At 53.0% G+C, this 11873-nt stretch carries 12 protein-coding genes; 11 read left to right on the top strand and 1 reads right to left on the bottom strand.

Annotation, left to right across the window (positions count from 1 at the left end; translation table 11 throughout):
• Positions 1-25: 25 nt before the first annotated feature.
• From pilM to trpS, 11 genes are all read left to right on the top strand, one after another.
• On the top strand, positions 26-859 hold the full coding sequence (pilM, locus tag ACJY2G_RS15370) for a pilus assembly protein PilM (RefSeq protein WP_439291905.1): 834 nt from the start codon (positions 26-28) through the stop codon (positions 857-859).
• The gene (locus ACJY2G_RS15365) at positions 859-1422 is read left to right on the top strand and encodes a PilN domain-containing protein (protein WP_430320410.1); all 564 of its coding nucleotides are present in this window, start codon (positions 859-861) and stop codon (positions 1420-1422) included. Before pilM ends, ACJY2G_RS15365 begins: the two co-directional genes overlap by 1 nt.
• Entirely contained in the window at positions 1419-2264 is an 846-nt protein-coding gene (locus ACJY2G_RS15360) for a pilus assembly protein PilO (RefSeq protein ID WP_430320409.1), read from the top strand. Before ACJY2G_RS15365 ends, ACJY2G_RS15360 begins: the two co-directional genes overlap by 4 nt.
• Before the next feature lie 30 nt (positions 2265-2294).
• Positions 2295-3554, top strand: a complete 1260-nt coding sequence (hofQ, locus tag ACJY2G_RS15355) for a DNA uptake porin HofQ (RefSeq protein ID WP_430320408.1) — start codon at positions 2295-2297, stop codon at positions 3552-3554.
• 348 nt (positions 3555-3902) lie between these two features.
• Positions 3903-4424 (top strand): shikimate kinase AroK, encoded by a 522-nt coding sequence (gene aroK, locus ACJY2G_RS15350; protein WP_014333540.1) that lies wholly within the window; start codon positions 3903-3905, stop codon positions 4422-4424.
• A gap of 57 nt (positions 4425-4481) precedes the next feature.
• On the top strand, positions 4482-5564 hold the full coding sequence (aroB, locus tag ACJY2G_RS15345; RefSeq protein ID WP_113877185.1) for a 3-dehydroquinate synthase: 1083 nt from the start codon (positions 4482-4484) through the stop codon (positions 5562-5564).
• A 128-nt stretch (positions 5565-5692) separates the two neighbouring features.
• Positions 5693-6748 (top strand): SPOR domain-containing protein, encoded by a 1056-nt coding sequence (locus ACJY2G_RS15340; RefSeq protein ID WP_430320407.1) that lies wholly within the window; start codon positions 5693-5695, stop codon positions 6746-6748.
• An 80-nt stretch (positions 6749-6828) separates the two neighbouring features.
• A complete protein-coding gene (gene dam, locus ACJY2G_RS15335; protein ID WP_439291904.1) occupies positions 6829-7641 on the top strand; it encodes an adenine-specific DNA-methyltransferase in 813 nt (270 codons plus the stop codon).
• A gap of 49 nt (positions 7642-7690) precedes the next feature.
• Positions 7691-8368, top strand: a complete 678-nt coding sequence (rpe, locus tag ACJY2G_RS15330) for a ribulose-phosphate 3-epimerase (RefSeq protein WP_112288632.1) — start codon at positions 7691-7693, stop codon at positions 8366-8368.
• Complete coding sequence (locus ACJY2G_RS15325) at positions 8361-9059, top strand: phosphoglycolate phosphatase (protein WP_430320406.1); 699 nt, start codon at positions 8361-8363, stop codon at positions 9057-9059. The genes rpe and ACJY2G_RS15325 overlap by 8 nt, the downstream gene beginning before the upstream one ends.
• 1 nt (position 9060) lies before the next feature.
• A complete protein-coding gene (trpS, locus tag ACJY2G_RS15320; RefSeq protein WP_112288630.1) occupies positions 9061-10077 on the top strand; it encodes a tryptophan--tRNA ligase in 1017 nt (338 codons plus the stop codon).
• A 63-nt stretch (positions 10078-10140) separates the two neighbouring features.
• Here the strand turns inward: trpS and ACJY2G_RS15315 are convergent, their stop codons facing one another.
• Entirely contained in the window at positions 10141-11868 is a 1728-nt protein-coding gene (locus tag ACJY2G_RS15315) for a ShlB/FhaC/HecB family hemolysin secretion/activation protein (RefSeq protein WP_430320405.1), read from the bottom strand.
• Between the last annotated feature and the right edge of the window lie 5 nt (positions 11869-11873).

Here is an 11873-nt window from a genome sequence, read left to right as displayed (position 1 = left end):
CTGACAATATGGAGATTGGGCGAAAATGAGACTACAAGCATGGCAGGTAGGTCTGGATATTCAAGCCGGTTTTGCCCGTGCGATCGCCGTTCAGCGGCGGCGGAATGGCTGGCAATTACGTCACTGGTGGCAGCATTCGCTGCCTTCCTTCACATTGAGGGAGGGGATATTACATGAGACCGCGCCGCTGATCGCCATTTTATCGTGCTGGCGAAAAACCCTCCCGACGACATTTTCTCTGCGAATTACCCTTCCGGCACAACGGATTATGCAACAACGCATGGCGGCGCCGGATCCCCGTTTGCGCGATCCGGCCCGCAGTGCGTTTATCTTTGCGCATGCAGCGAAACAGTTTCCGCTGGGCATGGAACATCTGGTGATGGATTACCGCGCTGATCCGCACGGCGACAATCAGGTGGTGGTCACCGCAGCCAGACAACAGGAAATTCAGCAATGGATGGAATGTCTGTCGCAGGCGCAGCTTTATCCGGATGCCATCGAACTGACCCCCTGCGCACTTCAGGTGGCGGCGTTGGCTGCCGGCCTTCCCGGTGACGCATTGCTGGTTCATCGGCTTGATGACGGATTCCTCTGGGCCTCGCCCCACAGCTTGCCATTTCAGTTTGGTTTGTCTGATGACGCACCTGAAGATCTGTCGCTGACAGAACGCATCCGCCAGCAATATCGCGCGGCGGCGTTGTGCCACAGCGAATGCTTTTTCAGCGGAGCGTCTCCACTTCCGGCAATGCAATGCTGGTCGCCCCTCAGTGCTATTGCGCAGTTATCCGCGCCGTTGCCCGTCAATCCGGGGGATTTCGCACCCGCAGTTGGGCTGGCATTGCGGCAGGGCGATCACTGATGCTACAGGTAAATTTATTGCCCTGGCGCAAAATTCGCCTGCAGCGCCGGAGCCGTTACTGGCTGAAAATGTTTATCAGTTTTCCGGCGATTATCACGATGACTTTTCTGACGCTGACCGCCTTTCTCGTTCAGGAGCGGGCACTGCGGCAACTGCATTTATCTGCGCTGAATACTTCGGTTCAGGTGTTATCGCGCCAGCTGCTGGAGGTGAACGCGGCAGCGGAACAGGTAAAAACGCTGAAGACTCAGCGTCTGGCTGCTCTTCAGCAACTGAAGCAAAGTCAGGAGTATCTTCAGTTACTGGAGTTAGTGGCTGCGCAGATCCCGCAAGACGTGCGGCTGACTGAAATGACGGAGCATCAGCAAGCTCTTACGCTGAAAGGAGAGGGTCACTTTTATCACGATATTTTGTCTTTCCGGGACGTGCTGGCAGCCAGCGGGTTGTTTGGCAATGTCAGCCTTTCTGATGTTCAGCAGCAACCTGACCGGATACTGAGCTTCGTGATAAAGACACAATTCCGCTCCGCCAGTCCCGCGCCTGATCAAGGGAAAGGGCCATGATGAGGCTTTTGTCAGAACGTCTCGAGCCGCTGATGGAAAAACCGGCCTGGCAGAGAGGCCTGACTCTGACCACTGGCGTGCTGGTTCTGATGCTGTTGCTTTACGTCTTCGGTTTCCGCGGATTGTGGCAGCAACAGGATGCACTGACACGGGATATTGCGGTCGCAGAGCGCACCGTTTTTCAGTCTCAGAGGGCTTTGTTGCGTTTACCTCCGCTGAGCACCCTGAAGCAGGAAATCCAAAATAACGCCGCTCTTGTGCAAGAGAGTTTGCCGCTAGCGCAACAATTTGCTCAGCCGCTGAAAGACGCCGGAGCAGAGTTGCTTCGCTGGTCGCCAGCCCTGCAGCCGAAAGCAGAAGAGCAGGGGACGCTGGATTTGCAGCTGACTTTTTCCGGCCTGATACATTTTCTTCATGCCTTGCTGCAACGTCCGGAACATCCCGCGTTCAGTGAGCCGGATATCAGGATGACTGCCTCCGGCTTAAAAGCATCGATTCTGCTGACGCAAACGACCGGTACCGGCGGTTTGGCTTTCAACTCACCCGACGCTGTGGCCGCGCGCGACCCTTTTTCACGTCTGGCTTCCTCAACATGTCCCGACGATTCTGCGATGTCGGGTTGGATCCTGAGCGGCATTTCCCAGGCGGGTGGCCGGCAATCGGGCTGGCTGTTATCACCGGATGGACGCTGGACAAAAGTCGAGGCCGGTAATCAGGTGGGAACGCCCGCATGGACGGTTGAAACTCTTAACGCCTCGCAGGCAGAGCTCAGTCTCAGCGAGCCACGGTGCGGTTTGCTGCGCCAGACTCTGCGCTTGGGTAAGAACTCTGCGTTTAAGTAAGAAAAACGATTCTCCATGGAAAGGAAAATAATGAAATACATCAATCATAAACTGGCTTTTATTCTGCTTTGCCTGTGTCTCCGTCCGGTGAAAGCTGCCCCGGCGCTTATTTCTCTGGAGTTTCCGTCATCGCCTGTCGGCCTGGTCTTGCAGGCACTGGCGGATTCGCGACAACTTAACCTGGTCACTGCACCGGGTGTGGACGGCGAAATCAGCGTGAAGCTCAAAGAGGTGCCGTGGCAGCAGGCGCTCGACATCATCCTGAAAATGAGCCATCTCACCAGCGAGTTGCAGGGTAATGTTTTACTGGTGTCTCCGGTGGTTGACCCGCTGATTCAGCGACAGCAGCAGGAAGATGCCGCCGGGCAACGGGCGCTCAACAGCCCGATTATCAGCATGACCGTGCCGCTGCGGTATGCGGATGCCAAAGATACTGCGCAGAGTCTGAATACCCAAAAAGGGTCGTTGCTTTCGGTGAAAGGCAATGCCTCGGCCGATACCCGTACCAATACGCTTTTATTACGGGATACGCAGGAGGCGCTGGACGTTGTGGCACCGTGGATAAAAGAAATGGATTTCCCGCTACAGCAGGTACAACTGGCGGCACATATCGTAACGATGAACAGTGAGAGCTTGCGGGAGTTGGGCGTGCAATGGGGGTTTAACGGTGACGAGCCGATCACGAAAGCCGTGCGTATGAACAATTTCAGTATGGGAATGCCGGTAGAGAATCCGATATTTACGGCGGGCTTCAATCTGGCGCACATCAGCGGGCGGATCCTGGAACTGGAGCTGACGGCCCTTGAGCAGGAAGATAAGGTGGATATTATTGCCAGTCCGCGCCTGATGACGGCGCATATGCAAACCGCCAGTATCAAGCAGGGGACCGAAATTCCTTATCAGGTTTCGAGCGGTGCCAGTGGCAGCACATCCATTGAATTTAAAGAAGCCGTGCTCGGGATGGAAGTGACGCCGAAGATCTTACGCGACGGGCGCATTCAGATGGCCTTACAGATAAGCCAGAACATGCCGGGAAGAAGTATAAAACAGTCAGAAGGCGAGGCACTGGCTATCGACAAGCAGGAAATTAAAACTCAGGTGACGGTGACGGATGGGGAAACCATTGTGCTTGGCGGGATATTTCAGCGTAAAAATCAAAAAACAGACACAAAAGTGCCGGTGCTGGGCGATATGCCGGTGGTCGGTTCCTTGTTTAAACACCAGTACACAAGTGAACAGCGGCGTGAGTTGGTGATTTTTATCACTCCGACCCTAATCCACACGCGATAAACGGGTATTCTGACTTAACGTAAATTGCACAATAACGTTGAGCACATGCAACTTTTTGTGTCGCAAGAGGCTTCTGCGTTTGACGCTGCCGTCGATTTAGCTTACAAGGGTTACCGAATTGAGCACCGTGATCTTTTTATTACGACAGACACGCCGATAAAAACGTACGGTTTCCCTCCTGCGGCGTGCAAAGTGATTTATTCGGTTGCCAAACTACCAAGAGTGTTGAGATAATTTTTTTCTGATCTCGCACTATATCGCTCATGAGGTTTCAGTTTAGGTCCCGCCGCTAATTTGATTGGCGGGGCGGGTTATCATCAACGAATTGTCTTAGTAATACCGAAAAACATGGCAGAGAAACGCAATATCTTTCTGGTTGGGCCTATGGGTGCCGGCAAAAGCACTATTGGTCGACAGTTAGCTCAGCAACTCAATATGGAGTTTTTCGACTCCGATCACGAAATTGAGCGACGTACCGGAGCTGATGTGGGCTGGGTATTTGATTTAGAAGGCGAAGACGGATTCCGCGACCGCGAAGAAAAAGTGATCAACGAACTGACCGAAAAACAAGGCATTGTTCTGGCAACAGGTGGCGGTTCCGTGAAATCACGTGAAACCCGTAACCGTTTGTCAGCGCGTGGCGTTGTCGTCTATCTTGAAACTACCATCGAAAAACAACTGGCGCGTACACAACGCGACAAAAAACGTCCATTATTACAAGTGAGTGCTCCGCCACGTGAAGTGCTTGAAGCACTGGCGAGAGAGCGCAATCCTTTGTATGAAGAGATTGCCGACGTCACTATTCGTACCGATGATCAAAGTGCCAAAGTCGTTGCTAACCAGATTATTAACATGCTGGAAAGTAACTGATTATTGGTTTCCATCATTGCCTGAGGGTGTCAGTTAAAGAAGGTCACAGAGCACGACATGGAGAGGATTACCGTAACGTTAGGGGAGCGTAGCTACCCCATTACGATTGCTGCCGGATTGTTCCACGATCCGGCTTCTTTTATGCCGGTAAAGGCAGGCGATCAGGTCATGATAGTGACCAATGAAACCCTCGCCCCTCTCTATCTGGACGCAATCCGTTCAGTGCTGGAGCAGGCAGGCGTTCGTGTTGATCAGGTGATTTTGCCTGATGGTGAACAATACAAATCCCTGGCTGTTCTAAATGACGTGTTTTCCGCGCTGCTTGAAAAGCCGCACGGACGTGATACCACGCTTGTCGCCCTTGGCGGCGGCGTTGTCGGTGATTTAACCGGCTTCGCCGCAGCCAGTTATCAACGCGGTGTACGCTTTGTTCAGGTGCCTACCACGCTGCTTTCTCAGGTCGATTCCTCTGTTGGCGGTAAAACAGCGGTAAACCATCCCCTCGGAAAAAACATGATCGGCGCGTTTTATCAGCCTGCGTCGGTGGTGGTTGATCTCGACTGTCTGAGAACTCTGCCTGCCCGTGAAATGTCATCGGGTCTCGCGGAAGTCATCAAATACGGCATTATTTTGGATGCCGACTTCTTTACCTGGCTTGAAGACAACATGGACGCTCTGCTGGCGCTGGATATGAACGCGCTGGCTTACTGCATCCGTCGTTGCTGCGAGCTGAAAGCCGAGGTTGTGGCAGCCGATGAACGTGAAAACGGACTGCGCGCCTTGCTGAATCTGGGCCATACTTACGGCCATGCTATTGAAGCAGAAATGGGTTATGGCAACTGGTTGCACGGCGAGGCTGTGGCGGCCGGGATGGTGATGGCCTGTTATACGGCTCATCGTCTTGGGCAATTCAGTCTGGGTGATATTGCCCGGGTGAAAGCGTTGCTGACTCGTGCGGGTTTACCGGTAACCGGTCCCGAAACGATGGACGCCCCGTCTTATCTGCCCCACATGATGCGTGATAAGAAAGTGCTGGCTGGCGAGTTGCGTCTGGTTTTACCAAAAGCCATTGGTCAGTCTGAAGTACGCTCCGGCGTATCACATGAAATGGTGCTGGCTTCGATTGAAGATTGCCGTTAAGACTGCGGTCATAATTTTGGCCAGATAACGACCGATTTCACCCATGCCAGCAAAGCTTTATTTTTTTAGTCAGGATAGTTGCTCCGCGTAAAGCCAGTTAAGGCTTTTAGCCGGGTTGGAGGTTTTAGATGGATGATTTAACACCGGAAGACGATCTCAAACCAGACACCAGCGATCGCCGCCCGCCGCGCGCCCGCAAACCGTCTCCTTCCATTCCCAAAGTTGCTGTTTCCCGCCAGTACGTGATGATCGGCATCGGTATTGTGGTGCTGGTATTGCTGATTGTCGGCATCGGCTCCGCCATGAAGTCGCCAACATCCAATCAGCCAGCCCAACAGAACAACGGACCGAAAGACATTAGTCTTGCCGGTAACGATGCAGCAGCGCCTGCTCAGCCTTCTGCCCAGGCTCAGGCCAATACGGCGCAAGCCGTTAACGGTCAGCAACCTGCTGATGGCCAGCAACCGAAGAGTATCGGCTTACCGCCGGTTTCCTCCACACCTACGGAAGCCCAGCCCGTTCCGGATAATGGTCAGGCGAAAGAGCGTGTCGATTTGCCTGGAGATATGAGCGATGCGTTATCTTCTCAGCAAAATCAGGTGGATAATGCCGCGCAGGGGGGGATGAATCCTGCTGCACAGTCACTGACCTCTTTGCCAACCGCCCCGGCGACCGTGAACGGTTCTGCCCGCACTCAGGCAGCGGCGGGTTCTCAGCCATCCGGCTCGCATATCCGCCCGGCTCCGGTTGTTCGTAATCCGCAGACTTCACACACGGCGAAACCGGCAGAGCACAAACCTGCTGCGACCAGCCAGACTGAACATGCAACCAAACCGCAGGCTTCCAAATCATCGGCAACAGCGGCTCCGTCAGCGTCATCTTCTGTCGCATCGTCAGGCAGTTCAGCAGCCATCAAGTCAGCGCCGGGTACGCACTTTACCCTGCAATTAAGCGGTGCTTCTCAATCGAACTCGCTGAACGCCTTTGCTAAACAGCAAGGTCTGAAAAATTATCTGGTATATCAGACAGCCCGCGACGGGAAGCCGTGGTTTGTGCTGGTCAGTGGTAACTATGCTTCTTCTGCAGAAGCCAAACGTGCCATTTCCAGCTTGCCTGCGGAAGTTCAGGCGAAAAAACCGTGGGTCAAACCTGTACATCAGGTACAGCAAGACCTGAAAAAATGAAACTGATCTCAACGCGATTTGCTGTCTAAAAACAGGATACAATCCGCGGCTGTGAATTGTATAAGTAGCTAACTGACGGCATGAAGAAGAACCGCGCGTTTTTGAAGTGGGCTGGCGGCAAATACCCGCTGATTGATGACATCAAACGTCATCTTCCGGCGGGAGATTGTCTGATTGAGCCTTTTGTTGGCGCGGGCTCGGTATTTTTAAATACCGAGTATGACGCTTATATTCTGGCGGACATCAACAACGACCTGATCAACCTCTACAACATTGTGAAGACACGCACTGATGAATTTGTGCGTGATGCCCGTGTGCTTTTCACGCCAGCGTTTAATGAGTCAGAGCGTTTTTACGTCCTGAGGGCTGAGTTTAATGCCAGCAGCGACCCTTATCGTCGTTCAGTGCTTTTCCTCTATCTCAACCGCCATTGTTACAACGGCCTGTGCCGTTACAATCTCAGTGGGGCATTTAACGTGCCTTTCGGCCGTTATAAAAAGCCGTATTTCCCGGAAGAAGAACTCTACTGGTTTGCTGAAAAAGCAAAAAATGCAGTATTTGTGTGTGAGCATTATCAGGACACTTTGCTGAAAGCACAGGTTGGCTCGGTGGTGTATTGCGATCCTCCGTATGCCCCGCTTTCTGCGACTGCAAATTTTACGGCTTACCACACCAACAGTTTTAGTATGGATGATCAGCGTAATCTGGCGCGGCTGGCGTATCAGCTTTCCCATGAGAATGATGTGCCGGTACTGATATCCAACCACGAAACACCACAAACGCTGGAATGGTACGCACAGGCGGTTCTGCATCGTGTTTCAGCACGGCGTACCATCAGCAGTAAAGTTGCAAAACGCAGCCTGGTGAATGAACTTTTAGCGCTCTACCGGTGATTGCCGTTCAGCGGTAATCGACGGATAACCCTATCGTTTGGAGAAGCGGATGAAACAGTTTTTGATTGCACCGTCCATTCTGTCGGCTGACTTTGCCCGTCTGGGTGAAGACACTGCCAAAGCACTGGAAGCTGGCGGAGATGTTGTCCATTTTGATGTCATGGATAACCACTACGTACCTAATCTGACGATGGGGCCGGCGGTTTTGAAAGCGCTGCGCAACTACGGCATTACGGCGCCGATCGATGTTCATCTGATGGTTAAACCGGTAGATCGTATTATTCCGGATTTTGCCGAGGCCGGTGCGACTTACATCACCTTCCATCCGGAAGCCTCAGAACACGTTGACCGTTCGCTGCAACTGATTAAAAGCCATGGCTGTAAAGCGGGTCTGGTATTTAACCCTGCGACTTCGCTGAGTTATCTCGAATACGTGATGGATAAACTCGATGTGATCCTGCTGATGTCGGTGAACCCGGGCTTTGGCGGTCAGTCGTTTATTCCGGGCACGCTCGATAAACTGCGTCAGGTGCGTAAAATCATTGATGCCAGCGGTTATGATATTCGTCTGGAAGTTGACGGCGGTGTGAAAGCTGAAAATATCGGTGAAATCGCTGCGGCGGGTGCGGATATGTTCGTGGCCGGTTCAGCCATCTTTAATCAGCCGGATTACCGAAGCGTTATCGACCACATGCGCAGCGAGCTGGCTAAGGCCACCCATGACTGAGCCACTGAAAGCCCTCGGTTTAGGCTTTGATCTCGACGGCACGCTGGTTGACAGCGCGCCCGGTCTTTCTGACGCGCTGGACAGGGCGCTGCAAGATTTTAATTTGCCTGCCGCAGGCGTTGAACGCCTGAGCACCTGGATTGGTAACGGTGCCGATATCATGGTTGAGCGCGCCGTGCGCTGGGCCGAAGGCGATTTATCTCCAGAGTTTCTGCAGAAAGTGCGCGATAAATTCGATCACTATTATGCCGATACTGCCGCGGGCGGCAGCCGTTTGTACCCGCAGGTTAAAGAGACGCTGGCCGCTCTGGCCGCAGCCGGAATTCCGATGGGGCTGGTGACTAACAAACCGACGCCTTTTATCGCGCCATTACTGCAATCTCTGGGTATCGACAGCTATTTCACCGTGGTGATTGGCGGTGACGATGTCGTGGCGAAAAAACCGCATCCGGCACCCGTCTACATGACGTTAGCGTTGCTCGGATTGCGCGCCAGTGAAATGGTATTCGTGGGCGATTCCCGCAATGATATCCATGCTGCACAGGCCGCAGGCTGCCCGTGTGTCGGCATGACTTATGGCTATAACTACGGTGAAACTATCGCGCTGACCAAACCCGATCGTGTGCTGGATAATTTTGCCGACCTTTTGCCCACATTAGGGCTGTCATCTTTAAAAGATCAGGAAGCATAAAATGAGTAAACCCATCGTATTTAGTGGCGCCCAGCCCTCCGGCGAATTGACCATTGGCAACTACATGGGTGCGCTGCGTCAATGGGTCAAAATGCAGGACGATTACGAATGCATTTACTGCATCGTCGATTTGCACGCGATCACCGTGCGTCAGGATCCGGAAAAACTGCGCAAAGCGACACTCGACACGCTGGCGCTGTATCTGGCGGTCGGCATTGATCCGAAGAAAAGTACCATCTTCGTGCAGTCTCACGTTCCAGAACACAGCCAGCTGAGCTGGGCGCTGAACTGCTACACCTATTTCGGTGAGCTGGGTCGTATGACGCAGTTTAAAGACAAGTCTGCGCGCTACGAGACTTCTAACAGCGAAAGCATTACTGCCGGTTTGTTCGACTATCCGGTGCTGATGGCCGCCGATATTCTGCTGTACCAGACCAATCAGGTGCCGGTGGGTGAAGACCAGAAACAACATCTGGAACTGAGCCGCGATATCGCTGCCCGTTTCAACGCGCTGTATGGCGATGTGTTTACTGTGCCTGAGCCGTTTATTCCGAAGTCTGGTGCCCGCGTGATGTCCCTGCAGGAACCGACCAAGAAGATGTCCAAGTCTGATGACAACCGTAAAAACGTTATCGGCCTGCTGGAAGATCCGAAAGCGGTGACCAAGAAAATCAAAAGCGCGATGACCGACTCTGAAGAGCCGCCAGTCATCCGTTACGACATTAAGAACAAGCCGGGCGTTTCTAACCTGCTGGATATTCTTTCCGGTGTCACCGGCAAAGCGATCCCTGAGCTGGAAGCAGAATTCGAAGGCCAGATGTATGGTCATCTGAAAGGCGCAGTGGCCGAAGCTGTTTCAGGCATGCTGACCGAGGTGCAGGAGCGCTTTAACCGTTTCCGCAGCGACGAAGCTTATCTGCAACAGGTGATGAAAGAGGGCGCTGAAAAAGCCCGCGCCCGTGCCAGCGTGACGCTGAAAAAAGCCTACGAAGCCATTGGCTTTGTCAGCTACGAATAATTCTGGTCTGGCATCAAAGTAAAAAAACCACGTCCCCGGACGTGGTTTTTTATTTTCAGCGCATCATGAGCCGGAACTGAAGTTATAGGTAAATGTCGCGTTATAACGCCAGTCGCGGGATGTGCTGTCGAGCGGCGTGTCGCCAATCGGGCGGGCGGCTTCCACGGATAACGTGTAATGACGGTTATCGCCAAACATCACACCGATGGCGTAAGACGACAGATTTTGCTTCGGTAACCCCTGCTGATTGAACCCCGTATGCGCCGCATCCACCACGGCGTAAGGCTGAATGGTTTTCAGCCACACTCCCTGTTCCCGGCTATGGATATAGCGCATTTCCACCTGTCCGCCGACGCCATAATCCCCCTGCGCATCGCTGTCCGGATAGCCACGCCCGTAATGCAGGGCACCAAAATTCACCCGCTCAGGCTCCGGCAAATCATTGTCAGACCAGTCGCCTTCAACCGACGCGCTGAGCCGCCATTTTTTATCAAACAGATACGCCGAGTCCCCGTTAAATTTCCAGCGGGTAAAGGTCAGATCGGCGTTGGGTGTCGAATTGGTGGCGCCGAGTCCGTCAATTCCCTGACGAACGTTAAACGTCGTATTCCAGTAAGACTGATCGTATTCACGATATCCGGTCAGGGAAAGCTCGGCTGCCGGATAGCGTATCCGCTGGCTTACCTGCGGTAATTGCAGTTTTTGATTGCCGAGTCTTGCCAGTAAATCGTACTCATATTTCTTGTCGAGATAATCCAGACCGCCGCTGACCGTCCACTGTTTTTTCCGCGTCAGTTGTAACGGGTAACTGAATACCACGCCACCGTTGTATTGCGTTTGCTTATCCTGTGAATCCACAGTGATGCCGTTAGGCAGGAACAGGATGGTGTTGTAATCCTTGTCTTTCTGCTGGTAATAGCTGCCTTTAAGCTGCATCAGCAATCCATCGTCACCGAGATATTGCTGATAGTTCAGACCGGCATAGGTTTTGCGGGTATCACTTTCCAGCGGGATGAGTGTCGCAATACCCAGTTGTTCGCCGTAGGTGCTCAGGCCGCTCAGCGTGGCGTTCACCACGGCAGAACTGTCACCTTTGCGGGTATCCACGGCGGTGGCGATATTCCAGTTTCGCTGCCGCACCGCATCTACATTCAGCGCGGTGGCGCCGTAAATATTGTTCGGGTTATTGGCCGTCGCGCTGACTTTGGTGTCCGGTGTGCGTTGCATCAGAATCGTGTAGCGCTCGAAGGTGTCCTGCGTCAGCGGTTTCTCCGCCATGATGTGCTGCGATAATTTGCTCAGCCAGCGGCCAACCTGCTGATTGTCGCTGTGGATTTGGGTTCCGGAAATATATCCTTCAACCAGCCCGACGTTGAGGGTGCCGTCTTTAAAGTTATCGGCCGGAATATAGGCGTAAGAGAGAATAAAACCGTCGCGGTGATAGCGTTGCGTGATGGAATCAGTGGCGGACAGTAATGCCGACAGCGGCACCTTTTTGCCCACAAAGGACGCGAAGGGCGCAACCAGAGAATCCAGCGGATATCGAGTGCCGCCGATAAACTGAATGTGTTTTATCTCAATCAGTGTCTGAGGTGTCAGCTTGGGGGCGGAATCTTTTGCCGGTAAGGAGTGTGAAGGTAAGGCGATTTTTTGCGTTTTGGCCGGAGGCTGGGAAATGGGCTCAGCCAGTTTGGCCGGGTTATTCGGGTCGATCAAAGTGGGAAACATATCTGCCGAACTGTAACCAATGGCAGAACCCAATAAAGCCACCATGCAGGATTTTATTCTCATAAATA

The organism is Rahnella sp. ATs2, assembly GCF_051851855.1.
Lineage (GTDB): Bacteria > Pseudomonadota > Gammaproteobacteria > Enterobacterales > Enterobacteriaceae > Rahnella > Rahnella variigena.
Note: the sequence above shows the minus strand (reverse complement) of the source record. Positions and strands in the feature narration are given on the sequence as shown.